General features: G+C 39.2%; 13 protein-coding genes. 4 read left to right on the top strand and 9 right to left on the bottom strand.

Going from position 1 to position 21,735, the window contains the following annotated elements:
- Window positions 1-9: 9 nt before the first annotated feature.
- On the top strand, window positions 10-738 hold the full coding sequence (locus KIV10_RS03745) for an RNA methyltransferase (RefSeq protein WP_214112167.1): 729 nt from the start codon (window positions 10-12) through the stop codon (window positions 736-738).
- Here the strand turns inward: KIV10_RS03745 and porT are convergent.
- Both porT and ubiE read right to left on the bottom strand, forming a co-directional pair.
- Entirely contained in the window at window positions 725-1,435 is a 711-nt protein-coding gene (gene porT, locus KIV10_RS03740; protein WP_214112166.1) for a type IX secretion/gliding motility protein PorT/SprT, read from the bottom strand. The genes KIV10_RS03745 and porT overlap by 14 nt on opposite strands.
- Before the next feature lie 4 nt (window positions 1,436-1,439).
- A complete protein-coding gene (gene ubiE / locus KIV10_RS03735; protein ID WP_214112165.1) occupies window positions 1,440-2,171 on the bottom strand; it encodes a bifunctional demethylmenaquinone methyltransferase/2-methoxy-6-polyprenyl-1,4-benzoquinol methylase UbiE in 732 nt (243 codons plus the stop codon).
- A 193-nt stretch (window positions 2,172-2,364) separates the two neighbouring features.
- On the opposite strand from ubiE, the gene trkA reads away from it, so the two are divergent.
- Both trkA and KIV10_RS03725 read left to right on the top strand, forming a co-directional pair.
- Entirely contained in the window at window positions 2,365-3,714 is a 1,350-nt protein-coding gene (trkA, locus tag KIV10_RS03730; protein WP_214112164.1) for a Trk system potassium transporter TrkA, read from the top strand.
- Window positions 3,714-5,219, top strand: a complete 1,506-nt coding sequence (locus KIV10_RS03725; RefSeq protein ID WP_214112163.1) for a TrkH family potassium uptake protein — start codon at window positions 3,714-3,716, stop codon at window positions 5,217-5,219. The genes trkA and KIV10_RS03725 overlap by 1 nt, the downstream gene beginning before the upstream one ends.
- Before the next feature lie 81 nt (window positions 5,220-5,300).
- Here KIV10_RS03725 and KIV10_RS03720 read toward each other — a convergent pair whose 3' ends face one another.
- The 3 genes from KIV10_RS03720 to KIV10_RS03710 form a co-directional block, all read right to left on the bottom strand.
- The gene (locus KIV10_RS03720) at window positions 5,301-8,210 is read right to left on the bottom strand and encodes a GEVED domain-containing protein (RefSeq protein WP_214112162.1); all 2,910 of its coding nucleotides are present in this window, start codon (window positions 8,208-8,210) and stop codon (window positions 5,301-5,303) included.
- A 130-nt stretch (window positions 8,211-8,340) separates the two neighbouring features.
- Window positions 8,341-9,528, bottom strand: a complete 1,188-nt coding sequence (locus tag KIV10_RS03715) for a pyridoxal phosphate-dependent aminotransferase (protein ID WP_214112161.1) — start codon at window positions 9,526-9,528, stop codon at window positions 8,341-8,343.
- 4 nt (window positions 9,529-9,532) lie between these two features.
- A complete protein-coding gene (locus KIV10_RS03710) occupies window positions 9,533-10,633 on the bottom strand; it encodes a fatty acid desaturase family protein (protein WP_214112160.1) in 1,101 nt (366 codons plus the stop codon).
- A gap of 93 nt (window positions 10,634-10,726) precedes the next feature.
- On the opposite strand from KIV10_RS03710, the gene rsmG reads away from it, so the two are divergent.
- On the top strand, window positions 10,727-11,356 hold the full coding sequence (gene rsmG / locus KIV10_RS03705; RefSeq protein ID WP_214112159.1) for a 16S rRNA (guanine(527)-N(7))-methyltransferase RsmG: 630 nt from the start codon (window positions 10,727-10,729) through the stop codon (window positions 11,354-11,356).
- A gap of 79 nt (window positions 11,357-11,435) precedes the next feature.
- On the opposite strand, the gene KIV10_RS03700 is transcribed toward rsmG, so the two are convergent.
- The 4 genes from KIV10_RS03700 to KIV10_RS03685 form a co-directional block, all read right to left on the bottom strand.
- Window positions 11,436-13,310: an OmpA family protein gene (locus KIV10_RS03700; protein WP_214112158.1), complete on the bottom strand. Its 1,875-nt coding sequence runs from the start codon at window positions 13,308-13,310 to the stop codon at window positions 11,436-11,438.
- A 17-nt stretch (window positions 13,311-13,327) separates the two neighbouring features.
- Window positions 13,328-14,242, bottom strand: coding sequence for a PorP/SprF family type IX secretion system membrane protein (locus KIV10_RS03695; RefSeq protein ID WP_214112157.1), 915 nt, complete (start codon window positions 14,240-14,242; stop codon window positions 13,328-13,330).
- 97 nt (window positions 14,243-14,339) lie between these two features.
- Complete coding sequence (locus KIV10_RS03690) at window positions 14,340-17,315, bottom strand: T9SS type B sorting domain-containing protein (RefSeq protein WP_214112156.1); 2,976 nt, start codon at window positions 17,313-17,315, stop codon at window positions 14,340-14,342.
- Window positions 17,316-17,410: 95 nt separating this feature from the next.
- Window positions 17,411-21,490 carry an Ig-like domain-containing protein gene (locus KIV10_RS03685; RefSeq protein WP_214112155.1) on the bottom strand — a complete coding sequence of 1,360 codons (4,080 nt, stop codon included), beginning with the start codon at window positions 21,488-21,490 and terminating at the stop codon, window positions 17,411-17,413.
- Window positions 21,491-21,735 lie beyond the last annotated feature (245 nt).

The raw sequence follows: 21,735 nt of genomic DNA, 5'->3' as shown, positions 1-21,735 counted from the left end.
TACTATATTTTGGTCAGCAAAAGTCAGATAAAATTAATAACGGGTCTCAACCAAAAAAAGTACCGGGACAAGGCAGGCCTTTTTGTGGCGGAAGGTCCTAAAATTATATCAGAATTATACGATGAAGGCCTAAATCTTCACGCGCTTTTTTCTTCGGAAGAAAATAAAATCGGGGCCACAAATTATTTTGAAGTAACTCCGGCAGAACTAAAGAAAATTAGCTTTTTGAAAACGGCAAATACTTCCGTAGCACTTTTTGAAATTCCGAAACCGAAACCCATTGCGCAATTCGGGCTTGTTATGGCACTTGATGCCGTGCGCGACCCGGGAAATTTGGGAACAATCATCCGCCTTTGTGATTGGTTTGGCGTGGAGCATCTGGTTTGCTCACACGATACGGCTGATTGCTATAACCCAAAGGTTGTTCAGGCCACAATGGGTTCTTTAGCACGTGTCAACATTCATTATATTTCTTTAAATGAATTTTTGAAAAATTGCAATCTTCCTATTTATGGAGGAGTTATGGACGGAAATAATATCCATACTGAGAAAATTTCAACACATTCAATTTTGGTTATGGGGAATGAAGCCAATGGAATTTCAGATGAAATAATGAAGCTCATTACCCATAAAATCACAATCCCAAGGTTTGGAAAAAACCAAAAAACCGAAAGCTTGAATGTGGCAACGGCAACCGCAATTCTTTTGAATGAATTTAAACGGTCTATTGGAAAGTAAAGTTGATGAAAATTCCGCGGGAAGCCATCTTGTCAATGTTTCCGGTCCACGGACTGTTAGGGTCGTCATCGCGTACCAACTCATCATTCAAGGCAAAAACGCCACGAATGGAAGGGGTAAATTTGAAATAGTATAGATAAAAATCGATACCGAAGCCAACCTCATAATAATTGGTGGATTTAGTAGTTCGAAACCGTCCCTGCTCATTGTCTTCCGGGTTATCCTGATTGCTGGAAAGGTTCAGCGACGTAGAAATTCCGCCCACGATAAAGGGTTTAAAATTATTCAGTCGTTTCGTTGAAACTTTTAGCAACAGTGGCACATGGATGTATGTAGATTTCACCTCGCGCAGAAAATCGCGTTGTTCCTCAAAACCTGGAAAAATCAAATCACGCTGGGTAAAATACAGTCCCGGCTCGAGCCTTAAATTCATATAGCGGTTAAGGCGCATATCACCAATAAGCCCCACATTAAAACCCGCAGAACGGTTTACGGCAATTTCGGTATTGTCATCTGCAAAATGTTCTATATAATCTATTTTGAAATCGTAATTGTTGAAGCCCAGAAAATAGCCCCACGTTAGGAATCTTTTGTCAAAATTCTCCAGGTTTGCAATTCTTTCCTTATTGAAAAATCCCTGAGCCACAGCGCTTTCTGCAATAAACAGTATGGCCAGTACAAAAAATAGTTTCTTCATAAAATTATTTAGTAGCAGTGTAAATGGTTGCCACGCCAAAAGTTTGCGGTTTGTTTACCACTTGTTTAAACCCAATTTTGACCAAAATATTGTTGAGTTTTTCGCCGTAGGGAAAAACCGAAGCGCTTTCGCTCAAATATTTGTACGCAACCTTATCTTTTGAAAAAAGTTTTCCCACAAGAGGTAAAATTCTTTTTGAATAGAAAAAATATCCCTGTTTAAAAGGAAATTTGGTGGGCACCGAAGTTTCCAGAATAACAAAGGTGCCATCCTTTTTTAAAACGCGGAAAATTTCTGAAAGGCCTTTTTCAAGATTTTCAAAATTGCGTATGCCGAAGGAAACCGTAATTGCATCAAAAAAATTATCTTCAAAAGGCAGCGCTTCAGAATCGCCCTGCACAAAATCTATCTTCGATGAAAAAGATTTCCCAACTATTTTTTTTCGTGCCACGGATAGCATTCCGTCAGAAAGGTCAAGACCCACAATTTTTTCGGCATTGGTTTTTTCGGCAAATTGGATGGCTAGATCTCCCGTTCCGGTTGCGATATCGAGGATGGAATTCGGATTTTTCCCAGCGACAAAACGAATTACTTTTTTTCGCCATTTCACATCAGACCCCAAGGAAATTATACGATTGAGTCCATCATAATTTCCAGAAATAGTATCGAACATCTGTTCAACCTGTTTCTTTTTTCCTAAACCGGAATCTTTGTAGGGTGTTATTTTTTTTTCCATAAAAGGTGGGCCTTCCTGTTTTTTCCGCGGGGCAACAAAACTACATATTTTTTGGTATTTGTAATGGCTTATCGCGTAAAATACATTAAGGCTTTTGGCTTGAGCCAATGGGTTTTATTTCTTTATATTTGTGGCCTAACTGTGCTTTTACCCATATTTTTTTTGGACTGGAGACACGTATTTATAAAATTGGATGAGAATTATTATTGCCGGTGCGGGAGAAGTTGGTTTTCATTTGGCAAAATTACTTTCTTTTGAATCGCAGGACATAACGTTAATTGACACAAATCGGGAATCGCTTGCCAATGCAGACACACATTTGGACATTCGCGCCATCCGTGGTGATGCCACTTCCATTTCAGTTTTGCAGGATTCCCGCGTGGATGATACGGATTTGGTCATCGCGGTTACTTCCAGCGAGACCACAAATATTACCGTTTGCGTTTTGGCGAAACAACTCGGCGCCAAGCGTACCATTGCCCGCATAAGCAATACTGAATTTATTGAAAGGAAAGATGAGGTGGGTTTTACCAAATTTGGTATTGATGAACTTATTTCTCCAGAATCCCTAGCCTCTACTGAAATTGAATTATTGTTGAACCAAAGCGCTTTCAATGATACTTTTGAGTTTGAGGAAGGAGCATTAACCATGATTGGGCTCAATCTTTCCAGAACCTCGGCCTTCGTGGGAAAATCCGTAAAGGAAATCGGGAAAATGTATCCTGAATTGAAATATGTGCCCATCGCGCTGCAGCGTTTTGGCACGCAGTACACTATAATTCCGCGCGGCGATACTATTTTTAAGGATGGCGACCAAGTTTATTTTACAACTATTGAAAAAGGGGTAAAGGAAATTTTTAAGCTATCGGGAAAATCACATCAAGATATAAAAAAGGTGATGATCCTTGGCGGAAGCAAAATAGGCTATAAAACGGCAAAGGATCTTTGCAAAAGTAAATTCAAGGTAAAACTGATAGAAAGTATCAAGGATAAAGCTTTTGAAATTGCCGATGATATTCCCGGATGCCTTGTAATTAATGGCGATGGTAGAAATGTAGATTTGCTGCAGGAAGAATCTATTGAAGAAATGGACGCTTTTATTGCCGTAACCGGAAATAGTGAAACAAATATTATGTCTTGCCTTGTAGCAAAATCCAAGGGCGTGAAAAAGGCAATTGCCCTCGTGGAAAATATGGATTACTTCCAGCTCTCGCATTCCATAGGCATTGATACTTTGATAAACAAGAAATTGCTTGCGGCCAATAATATTTTTAGATATGTGCGAAAAGGAGATGTTGTGGCAATGACCAAATTAAACAATATGAATGCCGAACTTTTGGAATTCATAGTCTCGCCCAATTCAAAAGTGAGCAATAAAAGAATCAAGGATATCGATTTTCCTATTTCAGCAATTATTGGAGGCGTGGTGCGCAATGGTGAAGGTATTATTGCCTTGGGTGATTTCGAAATTAAAAGCGGCGATAGAGTAGTGGTTTGTTGTCTTCCACAGTCCATCAGTAAAGTTGAAAAACTCTTTATATAATGGGTTCGCTATCCAAGCTCAATTATAAAATCATTTCACATTTAATGGGATTGCTGCTCGCCGTAAATGGCGGATTTATCATGCTTTCTTCATTGGTAAGTTGGTATTATGAGGATGGCGTATTTAACGATATGGTCCGGGCAGGCCTTGTAGCCCTAATCGTTGGCGGCGCAATTATGTACGTCACCAAGAATCACCGAAAGGAAATCCAAAAGCGGGAGGGATATATTATAGTTACTTTCGGGTGGATATTTATGGCTCTCGTGGGCACCTTGCCATATATTTTTACCGGCGCTATACCCAGTTTTACGAATGCTTTTTTTGAAACAATGAGTGGTTTTACCACCACAGGCGCTTCCATTTTAAGTGATATTGAAGCTGTGCCAAAGGGAGTACTTTTCTGGCGAAGCATAACACATTGGATTGGTGGAATGGGAATTATTGTTTTGGCGATAGCCATATTGCCCCTTTTGGGAATTGGAGGAATGCAACTCTTTGCCGCCGAAGCGCCGGGCCCAGGAGGGGATAAGCTTCATCCACGAATTACGGACACAGCAAAGCGATTGTGGCTTATATATGTAGGCTATACTTTAGCCGAAACAGTATTGCTTAAACTTGCCGGAATGAGTTTTTTTGACGCCATAAACCATTCGCTAGCAACATTGAGCACCGGGGGATTTTCAACCAAAAATGCCAGCGTCGCGTATTGGAACAATCAGCCGCTCATTCAGTACATTATCATCGTATTTATGTTTTTGGCGGGCAGTAATTTTGTACTCAGCTATTTCGCTTTTAAGAGAAAATTTCAAAAAATATTTCAGGATGAAGAATTTAAGCTGTATAGCATTTTTGTGATAGGGCTCAGTGTTATTGCGGCGTTACTTATTTATTTTCAGGCAGATGTTACGCTTTCATCCATTGAACATCCCCAGGTCTTGGGTGCTTTTGAAAGTGCCGTTCGCCACGCGTTTTTTCAGGTTTTAACGGTTGTTACAACCACGGGTTTTATTAGTGCAGATTATACCCTTTGGACGCCTTTCTTAACACTTTTCTTCTTCGGAATAATGTTTTTGGGTGGATGCGCAGGTTCTACGGCTGGGGGAATTAAAGTGATGCGGCATTTGATTATGATTAAAAATGGAGTTTTGGAATTCAAAAGAACGCTTCATCCTCACGCTATTTTGCCAGTTCGGTATAATCGAAAAGCCATTCCGCAACCTATTGTTTTCAATATTCTTGGCTTTTTCATTTTATATATGCTTTCCTTTATTGTGGGAACATTGGTTTTTGCTTGGCTGGGGTTGGATTTTAAGACGGCGCTGGGTGCGGCGGCGAGTACTTTGGGGAATATTGGTCCAGCTTTGGGTGATTTGGGACCGGTTGATAATTATGGGTATTTGCCAGCGGCGGCCAAGTGGTGGTCCAGTTTTTTAATGTTGATAGGAAGACTGGAACTTTTCACCGTACTAATTCTATTGACTCCGTTTTTCTGGAGAAATAGATAAATTTTTAAAAGAAATTTTCAAGCAAATTAAAAAGCCCAAAACGGAAGATGTTTTGGGCTTTTCTGTTTTTAGTTTATAAAATTATTCAACAATAATCCTTTTAATTTTTCCGGTGGTTTTATTTCCCAGTCTTATTAAATAAACACCTGTAGAAACATAACCCATATCCAGTTTATAATGGTATCCATCACCGCTATTTTCAATTTTTCTGAATAGCAATCTTTGGCCCAAAGTGTTGTAAACAGTAAGTATCAAATCTTCGGAAAAAGTCGTAGTGTTAAGATTTACATCAAAAATATTGTTTCCAAGACTTAAAACTGTGAATTCTGATTCATCTAGATTGTTTTCGCCTGCTGTAAGAACGCCAATTTGAGCTGTGTAATCTTCCGTTTCGCCATATGTAGTTTCTTCACATGCGTCATCTGGTACAGCGGCATTCCAATTGGTTTTTACTCTCATTAAATGTTGGCCTAAAGTTGCATCTGCTGGAACTACAAAATCTGTTGTTTCAGTGTAAGAACCACCACCTTGTCCAGGAGCTATAACATAATCGGCCACAACTATTTCATCATTTGTGAAAAGAAAATCATCGTTGAAATCTACCCAGACACGTACGTGCTGGTCCCCATATTCAGTAGTTAAAGTCAAATCATAAGTTGTGCCCGGCTCAAGTACAGCAACTTGATCCGTAAAATCAGCATAACCCTCACATTCAGAAGGATTATTGATATCTGTAAGTTGTACCAATCGCAATCCATCACCAAGTGAGCAATCTCCCACTGGCTGGCAGTTTTGGTTTGTTACCACTTTGGAAGTTGAATCGTTCGAAGTATCGCTATCGTTGGGTAGCGAAGTGTAAGCAGTAAGGTCATAATTTCCAAATGCTGAAAAATCTCCAGTTTGTGTGAAAGTATATGTAGTTGAAGAATTTGCGGCCAGTGGTCCAGAAACAACTTCGGTAACCACGGTTCCTTCCAAATCATAACTAACATCAAAATTTGATTGGGGCTCTCCACCAAAGTTGGTAATGGTAACCACAATGCTTTCTGCGGCACTTAAATTGGTCCCAGAGTTGGGAGCAGTTATGGCCGTTACACCAATATCATTGGGTTCAAGGAATGTTACGGTTTCGGTAGTTCCGTCATTTCCTGTGTCCTCATCTCCAACCAAATTTGTTTCAGAGAAAATGGAATACGTTTGGCCTACGTTATTCAAGTTAGCCGTTGCGGTAAAAGTATATTGTGCGGTTGTGGCTGAGGGTATGGTTCCCGTAAAAGTTTCTGTAATTACGGCGCCACCGTCAACTTGGAATGTAACCGGAAAGTTTGAGGCGCTATTTTGCCCATAGTTAAATATGGTTACAGTAACCGTTTCTGCATTTGAAAGTGTTCCCGTTACAGGTGAATCTATACTTACAACACCTACATCATTATTGAAATTTGGTGCGATTTGAAAAACCCCGACCACATCTTTTCTTCCGCTGTTCATATATTCATTTATGAACCAAAAAGATTTATCGTTAGATGGATCAAGATCGATTTTACTGTAATCTCCATAGCGAAGTCCGGGAATATTTTGGTTTCCAGCTGCAATTAGTTCTTCGGCAACGGTCATTGTGTTTAGAGGATCATTTGCAAAACGCCCTGTATAATATGAACTAACACGGAAATTCGTGGGATTGGCAGTTGTAGGTCCAGCCATAGCGGTATAACCCATTCCTATATTCCCCTGAACATCCATCATCATACTTGCATGCCAGGCGTGTTTTCCATTGGGTGAGGTGTAGGTTCCTTCCTGGTAAATGCTCCAAGGTTGGCCATCTGCTGGCTGTCTTATCTCAAACCAACGAACTCCGGCAAGCTCACCATTGCTGGCATCTGTATCTACTACAAAGTTGAATACTCCAGAATTATGACCGCTATATTTTCTGAATTGTGCCTGATTCATTACCGTAGCTTGTAAGGCATCAATATCTGCACCTCCGCCCGGTTGTGCCAAATTTGAGAAACTTCCTCCGTCAAAAACAGAAATAAAAGGAGTAGTAATCAATTCTATGGGGGCTGAAATTGTTGAATTGCCTGGGGTTGCCCAATCTACATCTACCGTCCAAAGTTTTACGTGATCCTGTGATACTCCTGTCCAAGCATCGTCCTGTAAATATACAATGGGTAGACTTCCCGTGGCGGGTAGGTTATCATTTGTAACGTTTAAGGCTTGTGGGCTGTAAAAACCGCTTGTCACGATTCCCGGCAATGGAAAACCAATTATTTGCGCAGATGGATCACCAGTTAGCATTTTATCCCGTTCCATTGCATAGATTTTATTCGTGCTTCCAGTATTGTCAGTCATATAATAACCATCACTCCATACCGAAAGTTTTTGATAATCATTTATTTGTGGAATAGTATACACATACCAGCCATCATTTAATGGATCTGGACCATCGGAAACGGCAATCTGCGCGCCATTTCCCAAAAAAGACATAACAAATCTATCCGCAGCATTGTCATACGAAATGGTCAAGTCGCAACATCCACCATTCGGAAATATGGTAGGATTTGGGCTTAATTGACCAGTTAAGGGGTTTCCAGACTTATCAAAAATTCGAAATCCAGTATTGAATACAACAACCGCGTGGTTTGGACCAACACCAATTGATGGATCTGTAGGTTGCGAACTGGAAGCTGCGGCATCAAATACTAAAGTGGGGGCTTTACCGTCAATTTTTTGTTCCAAAGCATTGGGATTTCTAACGAAATAATCATCTTCTGTCTGGCTATCCTTTCCGGGAACGATCAAATTTTTTGAAGCACGTCCATCTTGCATCACTGCCTCCTTCACGCGTGCCGGCTGTAAATTATTTTGTGAGGCAATCGAAGGAACGTGGACTACCGAGCCTATCTTGCCAACGTACGTTGCTTTCGTTTTTTCCTGAGCTTGCAACCCGACGAATGTGAGGAAGAAGAATAAAAATGTAAATTTAGTTTTCATTAAGAATGCTAATTTAGGGTTGTAATAAGAGTTTAGTTTTTTTGAGGGACTTAAAAATAGAAATATTCCGCAAAAAAAAAATGGTTAAAGATTAACTTTAACCATTTGATATTGCTTTACATAATTAATATTAATCCATCACTTTCTTTATGCGAGCCATGGCTTCCCGAATTTCATTTTCTGAAGCTGCATAGGAAATACGGATGCAGTTTGGGTCGCCAAAAGCTTCGCCGGTAACGGTTGCAACGCCAGCTTCTTCTAATAAAAACAATGAAAAATCTGATGCGGTGTTTATATTCTTTCCACGAAGGGTTTTTCCAAAGTAGAATGAAATATCTGGAAAAACATAGAATGCACCTTCGGGTTCATTTGTTTTAAAGCCATTTATTTCTGAAAGAAGATCAAGAATTATTTTTCTTCGCTCCTTAAAGGCATCAATCATATATTTAATCTTGCTCGGCGGATTTTCAAGTGCCGTAATCGTAGCGCGTTGCGCAATACAATTGGCTCCACTTGTAATTTGGCCCTGCATTTTATTGCAAGCTCGCGCAATCCATTCTGGAGCGCCTATGTAACCAATTCTCCAACCTGTCATGGCATAGGCTTTTGACACACCATTTACAACGACAGTACGGTCATACATATCTTCAAATTGCGCCATAGAGGCGTGCTCACCAGTAAAATTGATGTGCTCGTAGATTTCGTCACTAATTACAATAATATCTGGATGTTTTACCAGCACATCGGCCAATTGTCTCAATTCCTTCTCACTATAAACCGATCCGCTTGGGTTGCAAGGGGAACTGTACAGAATCACCTTTGTAGCCGGTGAAATGGCGTCTTCCAATTGTTTGGCAGTGATTTTAAAATCAGTTTCGATGGAAGTTGGAATTTCCTTCGGCACACCTCCGGAGAGCTTGCACATATCAGCATAACTCACCCAATAGGGAGCCGGAAGCAACACCTCGTCACCATCATTTAGCAGAACCATCATCAGGTTTGCCAGAGATTGTTTGGCACCGGTGGAAACTACAATTTGTGAAGGTTTATAATTAAGATTATTATCTCTTTTAAATTTCGTAATAATTGCCTGCTTTAAATCCCCATAGCCATCCACGGGACTGTAGGAATGGTAATCATCATGTATGGCTTGTACAGCAGCTTCCTTCACGAAATCAGGAACTGTAAAATCAGGTTCGCCCAAACTTAGACCAATAATATCTTTGCCCTGTTCTTTCAATTCCCTTGTTTTGGCTGCCATAGCAAGTGTGGCTGAAGTTGCCATTTCATTTACTCTCTTGGAAAGTCTTTGGTCCATATTTTTATACTGATAATGCAGGATTTACTCCCATTTCGCGCAGATGTCTAAAGTGGGCAATAATTGCTTTGCGGGTTGTTTCGTATTCTTTGTAGGGAAGGTTAAATTCCTTGGTTGTGTTTCTTACTATTTCAGAAATTTTTGTGTAATGGATGTGGCTTATATTTGGGAAAATATGATGCTCAACCTGATGGTTTAAGCCACCTGTGAACCAATTCATAAACTTATTTTTAGTGGAAAAATTCACGGTAGTAAAAAGTTGGTGGATGGCCCACGTATTCTTCATCGTTCCGCTGCTATCCGGCAACATCATCTCCGTATCCTCAACCACATGAGCAAGTTGAAAAACAAGGCTGAGTATTATTCCAGCCACATAATGCATGATGAAAAAACCAATGAGTATTTGCCACCAAACTATATTGAAGAATAATATGGGGATGACAATCCACAAAGAAATATAAATAATTTTTGTGATTACCAGCGTGCTCCATTGCTTTATGGGGCTTGGAAACTTACCGTAGCTTAGCTTCTGCTTCAAATATCTGCGCGTTTGGAAAAAATCTACCGTAAATACCCAGTTAAATGTCAATAAACCATAAAAAAGAACGCTGTAGTAATGCTGAAATTTGTGAAGCCAATGCCATTTGGCGTGTTTTGAAAACCGAAGAATTCTTCCGGCCTCCAGATCCTCATCGTGGCCGTGTATATTAGTATAGGTGTGATGGAGCACATTGTGCTGTACCTGCCAATTATAAACATTCCCGGCAAGAATATACATACTGCCGCCCATTACCTTGTTGATCCATTTTTTGGAGGAATACGCGCCGTGATTGGCATCATGCATTACATTCATTCCTACGCCTGCCATTCCAATTCCCATTACTATTGCTGAAATTAATTGGAGCCACCACGGTAAATCCAATGTCAGAAGCAAAAAATAGGGGGTAAGGTAAAGGGAAAACATGATAATTGTTTTAAGATGTATTTTCCAGTTACCGGTTTTAGAAATATTATTTTCTTTGAAATAATCGTTTACGCGCTTGTTCAAAGTCCTAAAGAACTTTGCGGTATCTACGCGTGAAAATGCCAATGGGGTAGGGGTCAAAATGAAAATGTTTTTATTGCCAAATAATAGAGAGCGACAAAAATACACATTAATTTCTGAAAGATAATATACTTTTGTAGGCTAACAATGAATATGGAACTTCTCTTAAAATACTTTCCCGATATAACCGAAACGCAAAAGAAACAATTTGCGCTTCTGCAATCTCTTTACGAAGACTGGAATCTCAAAATAAATGTTGTTTCCCGGAAAGATATTGATGAACTCTATCTACGTCATGTGCTGCATTCGTTGGGAATTGCCAAAGTTCAGTCTTTTTTACCTGATGCCAATATTCTGGACGTAGGAACCGGTGGCGGATTTCCAGGGATACCCTTGGCCATACTTTTTCCGGAAACCAACTTCCATTTGGTAGACAGTATTGGAAAAAAGATTAAAGTAGTAAATGAAGTTGTGGAAGGTCTTAAACTGGATAACGTAAAAACAACAAATGATAGGGTAGAGACCCTAAATGGGAAATACGATTTTATTGTAAGCCGTGCAGTAGCACAGATGGAAACCTTTGTTCACTGGGTTCAAGGGAAAATTGCAAAGCATAGTCAACACGAACGCAAAAATGGAATCCTCTATCTAAAAGGGGGTGACCTCTCTGAAGAACTTCAGCTGTACCGTAATGCTTCTATATTTCCATTAATCGATTTTTTTGAAGAAGATTTTTTTGAGACCAAAAGCGTCGTGTATCTTCCGTTGAAGTTTAGGAGGTGATTATATGATTAGTATTAAAAATTAAAGCGGAAGTTAAGTCTTCCGCTTTTACAAAAAGATTGCTTGATGCACTTTTATTTTATCTGCTAATAATTATAAATTCAGATCTTCTGTTTTTTGCATCTTTTTCTGGGGTGCAACTATCTCCACAGTCAAATATTGGTTGACTTTCGCCAAAGCCTTCCCCGCTAATTCTACTTTCATCAATACCTTTTGAAATTACATATTGTACAGTAGACTTTGCTCTTTTGTCAGATAAGTCTCTGTTGTATTCTGCAGGACCTTTATTATCGGTATGTCCTTCAACTTTAATTACCATTTTAGGGTATTTTTTCATTAGTTGAACCAACTTGTCTAATTCTAAAGCACCTTGTGGCTTAATATTATATTTGTCATAATCAAACATAATTGGATTTAATACAACTTTGTCCTCAACAATAATATCTTCAATTGGTCTTAGTTTAATTTCTGCGGCCACTTTAGATTTGTCTGATTTTAAACCAGTCACTGCGTTGCTTTCAAAATCTGCCATACTACCTTGAACTACAAAATCTTGGTCACATTCAACTTCAAAACTCACACGACCGTCGTTACCTGCAATTTTCGAAGAAAGAAGATTTTCGTTTGAGTCATAAAGATCAACTTTGGCGCCAGATAGGGGCTCATTAGTATATTCATTTATTACAATACTTTCTATTGTCGAAGAGCATATTTCTTTCAATTTAAAAATATTGTCTTTTTCCCCATTTCGATTTGAGGATACAAAACCTTCTTTTGAAGTATCATCATATTTAAAAGCAAAATCATCAGACTTTCCATTAACTGGGCTTCCAAGGTTCATTGCTTTACCAAAGCCATTTGAAGACTCTTCTGCATAAAATACGTCCAATCCACCTAACCCTAAATGACCGTTGCTCGAAAAATATAAAGTACCGTTTTTTCCAACAAAAGGAAAAACCTCTTTTGCTTCGGTATTTATATTTTTTCCGAGATTTTTGGGTTCACCAAATGAACCATCATCATTTATTGAAACTTCGTAGATATCAGATTCCCCGAAACCTCCTGGCATATCAGAAACAAAATATAATGTTTTGCCATCTGCGCTCACGGCAGGGTGACCTACAGAATATTCTGAATTATTGAATGGTACCGATTGTATATCCTTCCAAACTCCATCAACAAGTTCGGCGTAGTAGATATTAAGTTGGTTTATTCCTTCTTCATTTTTTTTGTATTTTCCGTCAAAATAATCATTTCTATCAAAATACATACGCTTTCCATCTTTTGAAAAACTTAAAACTCCTTCGTGGAATTTCGTGTTTACATCACCTTTAAGTGGTTTAATATCTGTAAATGTTCCTGCGGTATTTGTAGCTTCGTAAATATCCAAAAACGGTTCTTGGTTCATTTTATGGTTTTTTCTTGCCGTATTTCTTGAAGATGTAAAGTAAAATTTGTTTCCAAGCATTTCACCACCAAAATCAGTATGTTCACTTTGAAGTTCACCAACTATATTTACCTCAAATTTTTCAGCCTTATCCATTAATTTCGGAATATAATTTGGATTTTCATTGAATGCTATTGCTCTAGAATCATTTGGAGCCATTTGAGCAAACTTTTTCATCCAAATATTGGATTCTTCAGATTTACCGTTGGCTTTTAATGTCTGGGCATAACTGTAAACAGTTTCTGGATTATTGGTTGTTGCTACAGCTTCTTTAAAATAAGGTTCAGCTTTCTGAGTATCATTTATGTAATAGTAGGAGTTTGCTAGCCTGGTATAAACGTATTCATCAGCTTTTTCTCTCTCTACAATTTTTTCATATTCTTCAGCAGCTTTAATATATTCTAAACGATCAAAATGTTGATCTGCTTTTTTTGTGTCTCTATTCTGGGCTGTGGAGATAAAAGTTCCTGCAATACCAAGAAATAATAATAAGTATATTTTTTTCATGATTTAGATTATGTAGATTAAAAGAATCGTGGAGAGCGCAAAACACGCTTGTTAAACAAAATATCGAAAGTTAGAATAATCTCATGTGATGCATCCGTATAGACATCTAAGTCTGATACAATTCGATCATAAGCATATCCAATTCTTAGGAAATCTGTTGCTTGAAAGCCCACAATTCCACTAAAAGAGTCGTCCAATCGATAGGATGCTCCAATTTCTAATTTATCAAAGAAAAGTGCATTTAGGTTAGCATCAAAAGAAACTGGTGCATCAAAAGCAGATTTCACCATTGTCGATGGTTTTAGCTTAAAGTTTTCAGAAACTTGAAATACGTATCCGGCAGTGGCGAAATAGTGCTGTGTTTCTGAACCATATCTTAAACCATTTTCATCAATGTGTACAGAGTTGAGCATATTGGGTACAGACAATCCTAAATAGAAATTATCAGTATAGAAAAATGCTCCTGCACCTATATTTGGATAGGTATTATTGATGTTTTGTGAGAAAAAGGGGTCATTGGGATCTTGAACTTGAAGTCCCGCCAATCCTACATCGTGAAATGTGGCTCCGGCCTTCACCCCTAATGCTAATTTTGCAGATGCTCCCAGGCGTAAAGTGTATGAAAAATCTGCATAAACATTGGTTTCTTTCACAGGGCCTAATTCATCATTTATTGCAGAGAGACCCAAACCTACATTACTGCCCACTGGCGAGTGCCCTGATACGGTAATAGTTCTTGGGTTTCCGTCTATATCAGACCACTGATCTCTATACAACGCTGTAATTGTTAATCCCTCATTCGAACCAGCGTATGCAGGATTTATAACATTCATGTTGTACATATATTGGGTATACTGAGGATCCTGCTGAGCATTAGCATACTTGATGCCCAGAAAAATTAATAATGCGGTTGCTAAATAGGCTTTTTTCATTTAAAATATTTTTTCATTAGTTAATGCATATTCAATAATAAGCAACAAACCCCGCTCTTTCTGAGAAAGGGAGAGTTTGTTGCTCAATTTGAAATTTTTAGTTTACAGCTCTGTTAATGTATATCCATCCATTGGTGTTTGTTCCAAAAACTGGATCATTGCCAGAAAGGTTTATAACATAAAAATAAACACCGGTTGGTAATTCCTCTCCATCAGTAGTTTGACCTACCCATTGATTGGTATAATTCTGGAATTCATAAACTAATCTTCCATTTCTATTGAATATTTCTAATTTCTCGATTCCTGTACGAGAAGCCAAGAAACTAAGATCGAGGTTGTCATTTTGTCCAGGAGAACCATCAGGTGAGATACCTTGGCTTATTAAACAATCCGCATTATTTTCAAATCTGTTTACAGTTATACTTGCCTCAGCAACACATCCTTGATTGTTTACGTTAACCGTATATATACCAAACTCTGTAACTTGAATGCTTTGTCCAGTTTCCATTAGCTGACCTCCATCTAAGAACCAGCTATAGGTGATATCGCCGTCTATAGGCTCTATAAATTGAACAGACAAGGTAATTTCATCTCCTGTACATTTGGTAACATCGTCTCCTAAAGTAATCAATGGAGCAGCAGCTTGAGTAATGTTTATTGAATCGCTTGCCGTGCAACCATTAAAGTTTACATCAACTGTGTAAGTGCCAAAATCAAAAACTGTAATAGTTTGCGTGGTTTCACCTGTACTCCATAAATAACTTGTTTGATTGGTAGGTGCACCAGATACATTCGCGGTTAGTTGATATCCATCTGAAATATCACACAAAACTACATCTTCTCCAATATTCACCGTAACATCATTTACGCTTACATTAATGGTTTGGCTTTGTGTACAATCTTCATAAGTTACATCTACGGTATATGTACCAGATTGGGTTACAGTGATACTTTGAGTAGTTTCACCAGTACTCCAAGCAAAAGTTACATCGTTGATATCAATTGGATCCGTATCAGGACCTTCAATTATATCTGCATTAAGCACGATGTTCGCCTCATCACATACTGTAATATCATCTCCCAGATCAACATCAAACTCTATCAATTCAATTGTGAAGGTATGAGTAACTTCGCAGTCAAAATTTGAAACGATAACCGTGTACTCTCCAGGAATTGTTGCATCGTAGAAACTCGCAGTAGTTGGTAGTTGATTGCCGTCTCTAAACCATTGATAAGAGATATCCTGCAAATCTGGTAAGTTGCTCGGTGTTCCCGATAAGGTAACGGAAAAGTCAGCATCACATACTGTAAATTCGTCTGGAAGTTGATCAAGATTTGGCAATCTATTTACAAACAAATCAAGTTCTGCTAGATAATAGCAATCTGTTGTAAGTTGTGGTATGGCCCAATCCAGTCTTACATATACCGTTTGTCCAAATGGAATTGTATTTTGGAAAGTTGTGGGGTCCGCTATAGGGTTTACGGCATCGTGCGCATCTTCCTCATCTTCATAATAACTTAAGATGATATCTCCCTGTTGCCAGTTATTGCCATAAATATCAATTTCTGCATCGGTAAGATCAAAGGTGGTTAATCCTGTACCGCTAGTATCACAGAATGTAAGCGGTTGTGGGCAACCTGCTGTGGGACAAAGATTAACACTACTCATATCATCAATAAAGAAGTTATAAGGTACACCGCAATCAAGCTCAAAATCAATCTCTAGATCAAATGTAAAATCTCCATAGGGCAACACATTTATATCTATCTCATTTAGAGTAAAACAAAAAGTATTGGGTCCATTACCTTGAGCTGGGTTTGTTACCGTACCCACAATATTATCATTTTGGATTATATTTAGAGTAATATCTTCTAGTGATGGTGGTGGTCCTTGGCTTATTGGGGCATCGTAAGAACCGCAAACTTGTAGAGGAAATCCAGGAATGCTGGCGGTTACACCACTTCCACAACCTTGTATATCTGTAGATGGCTCTGGTATAAAGCAATTTTCGCCAGCAGGGCTTATATCTTCAATTAATGCATATCCAAATGAAGAATCACCACAAATGCTTGCATCATCATCTCCCGCATATAGATCATCCACATATAGATAACCATAATGTGCGGTCAACTCACACCAAGAAACTATAAACTCTGCACGCAAGGGTTCTCCAGAATAATCAAAAGTATTTAATTTTATACAGGACCATTCTGAATATAGTGTACTGGAAGATCCCGCAGGTATGAAAATACAGTCATTAGGGTCTGATACTAAACATCTTTGTTGTACTACATTGTTATTTTGGTCATAAAGTCTAATCTGTGCAAAGGGTTGTTCTTCAAAACTGTGTCCAGCTGGATTTTCAAGAACCAGTGCAAAATTGAATACGAATACTTGGCCTGCAATAAATTCTTTGTTCATGGCCGTAATTTTTGCGCCAGATGTATTACTGTTTAATCTGATAGCGTGGTTCGAACTCAAATTGTCTGGGTTTGTTCTGGCAAGAGGAATCGTAGCATTAGGATCATTACCGGGCGTGGTATAGACAACGTCACCTGTCATCACATTTGGAGTAGGGCCAATATTGATTGCGTTTGCGCCCTGCATACTTTGCCCGCAGGTTTTATGGTTATTAATATTTGGAAATTGTACAAAACTATAACCCCTAGCAGATTCATTTCCGTTTTGGTCTTCAAAGCCAGGATCTTTTATACATCCGCAATCCTTCTCGCTTACTGTTATGGCTACCGCAGGGCTTTCACAGCCCGCAGCATCTGTTTGGGTAAGATAATATACGGTCCCAGAAACTAAAAGTTCTGTAGTGGGGCTTGCGATGGATGCGCCTTGGGTTCCACCATTATCTGCATACCAGTTTAGGGTCCATCCTACTTGATCTGGGAAGACCTGTAGGTCTGAAAGATAGTCTGCATTTGCTCCAATGAGCATCCAGGCCGTAGCAGAGCAAAAAGATTGCTGCGAATCCACGGTGGGGGCGGGCGGAGGGGTCGGGCATTGACCGTAGGACAGGGTGGAAAATACACCCAATATCAATACTAGTATTTGTTTTCTCATAGAAAAAGCTTTTTTATGTGGTAATTTAATTTTCATTATTCCTCAATTTATAAAATAAAGAGGGCTTAGAAATTTCTAAACCCTCTTTATTTTCCTTATTCCTTAATAATTCTAACTACTTCTACAGATTCGCCAACTGTTACAACGGTGAAATACACACCAGAAGCTAGAGAAGTGTAATCCAATTCTGTTTCGGTATTGTCAATATTGTTAATTTCAAAAATCTTTTGTCCGGTAACGCTAAATACTTCTAAACGTTGCATAGGCAATGAATTTTTAAATGTAACAATACCATTGGTTGGGTTAGGGTAGTAGCTAAACCCATTAAAGCTAAAGTCGTTGGTATTAAGTATACCGTTGGTGTCAAATTCCAAAGACTCGACTTCGCTGTATACAGGGATTTCTGGATCGCAAACTGAATAAATAATCAAATCAAATGATTCGTTTAACTCCAGCCCTTGTATAATTTCAAAATTGGCAGTACCAGATACTGTTTCTGAATAAACAATAGTGCCTTCAGAATCTGTAATCTCTATCAAATATCCTTGTACCGAAGTTGTCACTGCAGGATCGTTCCAAGTCACTACAGCTGATGCAGTAGCTCCATCTGATCCAAGTTCAACATTGACATCAACATCTGTAGGTGCGGGACAATCCAATTCCACTGTTACCTCTAAAAATTCGCTTTCACAACCATTCTGTGTCTGTGTGATGTAATAAGTGGTATTATGTCTCAACAAGAAATTTGGAGAAATTTGTACATACTCTCCATCTTCAAGAATGTAATACTTCAAATTTTGGCCTGTTACATCAAGATTTGAAAGGGTTTGGCCAAAAGAATAGGTTTGATTACTTGGACCGGTTGGAGCAAGTGTTTCTTCTACTGTTATTACTACTTGATTCGTAACAGGTGCGCTACATCCAAATATATCTAACTCTACATTATATGTAAATGTTCCGGGCACATCGCTTTTAAAATATACTTTATCAGTGGCAGCTCCAGTATAGGGCAATGTAGCATTGGGATCAACAAATAAATCATTGGTTGAATTCCAGGTTATGGTACCATTGGTATAGCTTCTGGTAATATTTACCTCATCTACTGCCCACCACCAAGACCACTGTCCTGTATATCTAAAACGAATTCTCACATTGGCAGAGCCTGTATAGTTGGCTAGATCTATTGTTTCAAATGCAAAATTCTTTGGAGTAACCGCGGGTGTTCCTACGTCTGATGAATATGTTTTAAGGGTTACCCAACTTCCATTGTTCTCGGATATCTCAACTCTACCTTGTGTAGGTTTTGTCTCTAAATAATCATATAAATGATAAAATGTGAGTGTCGCACTTTGAACACCAACTAGATTTAATGGTGGTGATATAAGTTCGGTATCAACTGCTCCACCAGGACCAACTTCATCCGAAATTGAAATATAAAATTGCGAATCATCATTACTCATAATACCACCAACTGGACTATAAGGTGAATTTACCAATTTCCACCCAGCACCTGCAGGATTATCTGGACCTGTAGAATTATTTACGGTGGTCCAACCCGTGTTCATGTCATTAAAATCATTATAAACACCACCGGCAATTAATTCAATAATATTTCCAGTACACGTTTCTACCGTTTGTGGGGTAACGGGAATATCGCCCGCACCTATTGCGGTAACTTCTACGGTATCTGGTGGTGACGTACACCCAGTAATTGGGTTAAAACCGGTTACGGTAAAGGTAGTTGTCTGTAAAATTGTGGGTTGTATTTGATCACCCGTAGCTGTTTGTGGCGCTCCGGATGGGTCGTTCCAAGTCCAAGTGTAATCATAATCCATATCTGTACTGGTAGCATTTAAAGTGGCATTTTGACCAACACATACAGTAGGGCTGGTAGAAGTCGCTTGCACATCGAAAATCTCGTTCACAACTGCTATAACCTCGGTTCTTGGTGATTCGCATAAAGGTTGGTCTTCTATTACCGTCCAGTTATAGAAATAATAATAAGATGTAGAAGTACCCGTACTTGTCGAGCCACTCGTTACTTCCCCAACGTTTCCAACCGCATAAGGGAATGAGCTATTTGCCGCCGTTGTATATACCAATGCTGGCCCTACACTTTTTAACAGTCTATAGCTCGATCCACTTGTCAATTCAAAATTAAGGGTTAATGTTACAGGCGTAGGCGATGCCGTAGAACCTGATGGAATTGAAAAGGTTGCTTGCTGGTCTGGTTGTGTTCCTCCAATATCTTTCAAAACCACAGTAGTTGTGCCACCACCTGCAGTAGAAAAAACCTGTACATTTACTAGAGTAAAATCAGTAACAGCATTTACTATTACTCCATAATTGTTAAGAGTTGAAGTGCTTATGGTTGTTGGGCCGGGATTGGCCTGACCAGTTAAATTTCCTTCACCCACAAAAGCCTCGCTTACCCAGAAAGAGGTAGTTTCATTGATATTGGGGGTTTCGAAGGTATTTCCGGTTCCTACAGGTTCACCTCCTGATGCACTTGTATACCAGAATAAATTGTCAGAATTTCCAGTGGCGCTCAAAGTCGTGGTTCCTTCCCCGCAAATCTCATCTCCAGGGTCCGTGGTTAAAATAGCCAATTGACCCAAGCAATCAAATTCGTTAAATGTGACCATCATAAATGGACCTTGGCAAGTTCCCAAGGATTGGTTCACAAAATAAACCGCACCATTGGTAAGTGTAATGGCAGCAGTATTGGGTATCAAAGCACCAGGTACACCATTGTTGTTTTCATACCAGTTTAAATCTGCGAAATCATTTGTTGGTTCTACACCTTGATTGGTATTATCAAACGCACTTAACTGTTGATTGAAAAATTCGTAAGTAGATTGTCCGTCTGGTACAGGAAATGTAGCACAATCAAACCCTTCAATATCTATAGTATATTCAGTTGTAGTGTTAGCTCCGGCGGTGGAGACTACAATAAAGTAATCTTGCCCGCCCGTTACAAAAACATCAAAATCAAAATCATCACCCGTGGTTGTAGTACTACCTTCATAACAGTTAGTGCCTATATTGGCACAACTTGTATAAAGAAAGACGCCTACATTATTTTCACCAGTAATATCAGAAATTGCAATATTCAAATAATCATCCGAAGTGGGTGTGTACTTGTACACTACATCAAAACCTTGTAGGTAGTTAGCGCCAACACATCCATTTCCGGGATTTCCAGTATAATCGTTGCCGTAGGTTGCGGTATCAACGTCAGTCTGGTTGTAGGGGAGTGAAGTTATTGTAATTGGTGCATCACAATCGGTACCTATAGCAACCGTCTGGAAAGTTATGGGGCCTGACCAATTGCTTGCAACCGGGGGTGCTCCAGGTGTACAGATAGCGCGTACATAAACATCATAAACAGTACCATCAATTAAATTTTGAAGTGTTGTAGGATTGGTCGTGGTTCCTGTAACAATACTGAATGGAGGTCCTGGGGGAAATGTATTAGGATTTGGAAAACCTGTAACTCCATAAGCAATTTCCCACTGGGTGGCACCGGCGAGATCAGTCCAAGAAATATCCGCCTCGTCAAAGGTTATATTATCTGCCTCTAAGTAAATAGGTGCTATACAATCTACTTGTTCTACGGCCAAGAAATCATCTACATATAAAAAATAAGTTCCGGAGGCCCAGTTGGCTCGTATACGCCACGCAAATCTAGAACCAGCAGGAACACTTGCCGCTGGAATGGTATGGGTAAGTGTGGCGCAATTGGTAGAAGGTACGTGATTGCTACCATTAATTACGGCATATGTAGTATAGGTAGGAGTAGTGGCATCTGCATTAACGGTATATTGAAGATCAAATGTCCCAAAACCTGCAGGAGTGGCACCGCCACCTGGATTGTTGATAAGTTTATAATCAAATGATATTTCTATATCATCACCTGTAGCAGTCTGTATTGCAGAACGCAACGATGGATTTGCATTGGTAGAGCTTATTGCAACTCTTACAGACCGGTTGCCCTCACAGGGAGTAACGTTTGTAGATTCAAAAGCGGTGGAAGAAATAAAAACCCATCCTGGCGGTACTGGTTGCATAGCACCTGTGCCTTCAAAATTTTCCGGCAATAAAACTTGAGCTGAAAGGGTCGCTGAGAGTAGAAACATAATCCCCATACTCAAGTAAGAGTATAATTTTTTCATAGGTAATTGTTTTAAGTGTATTTGCGTGATTGAATTCATTTGATTTCATCAAGATGAAATGAAATATTTTTAATCGAGACCTGAATGACTAGATTCAGGTCTCGAATATTAAACTATCTTAGTTTTTGACCAGTTTGAACATAGCGGACTTACCGTCTATGGTCACCTGTACGAGGTACGGCCCGCTGGCCAGCCTTGTCATGTCCATCGTGGTCTCCAGGCTGTTGATCCTCCTTTTTGCCACC

Origin of the sequence: Aequorivita echinoideorum (genome assembly GCF_018476645.1) — a bacterium.
GTDB classification, from domain to species: domain Bacteria; phylum Bacteroidota; class Bacteroidia; order Flavobacteriales; family Flavobacteriaceae; genus Aequorivita; species Aequorivita echinoideorum.
The sequence above is the reverse complement of the archived record's forward strand: the minus strand, read 5'-3'. Positions and strand labels throughout refer to the sequence as shown.

Excerpts from the sequence above, each read along its gene's own strand:
- porT (WP_214112166.1), bottom strand. The coding sequence starts at position 1,435 with ATGAAGAAACTATTTTTTGTACTGGCCATACTGTTTATTGCAGAAAGC.
- ubiE (WP_214112165.1), bottom strand. The coding sequence starts at position 2,171 with ATGGAAAAAAAAATAACACCCTACAAAGATTCCGGTTTAGGAAAAAAG.
- trkA (WP_214112164.1), top strand. The coding sequence starts at position 2,365 with ATGAGAATTATTATTGCCGGTGCGGGAGAAGTTGGTTTTCATTTGGCA.
- KIV10_RS03725 (WP_214112163.1), top strand. The coding sequence starts at position 3,714 with ATGGGTTCGCTATCCAAGCTCAATTATAAAATCATTTCACATTTAATG.
- KIV10_RS03720 (WP_214112162.1), bottom strand. The coding sequence starts at position 8,210 with ATGAAAACTAAATTTACATTTTTATTCTTCTTCCTCACATTCGTCGGG.
- KIV10_RS03715 (WP_214112161.1), bottom strand. The coding sequence starts at position 9,528 with ATGGACCAAAGACTTTCCAAGAGAGTAAATGAAATGGCAACTTCAGCC.
- rsmG (WP_214112159.1), top strand. The coding sequence starts at position 10,727 with ATGGAACTTCTCTTAAAATACTTTCCCGATATAACCGAAACGCAAAAG.
- KIV10_RS03700 (WP_214112158.1), bottom strand. The coding sequence starts at position 13,310 with ATGAAAAAAATATACTTATTATTATTTCTTGGTATTGCAGGAACTTTT.
- KIV10_RS03695 (WP_214112157.1), bottom strand. The coding sequence starts at position 14,242 with ATGAAAAAAGCCTATTTAGCAACCGCATTATTAATTTTTCTGGGCATC.
- KIV10_RS03690 (WP_214112156.1), bottom strand. The coding sequence starts at position 17,315 with ATGAGAAAACAAATACTAGTATTGATATTGGGTGTATTTTCCACCCTG.
- KIV10_RS03685 (WP_214112155.1), bottom strand. The coding sequence starts at position 21,490 with ATGAAAAAATTATACTCTTACTTGAGTATGGGGATTATGTTTCTACTC.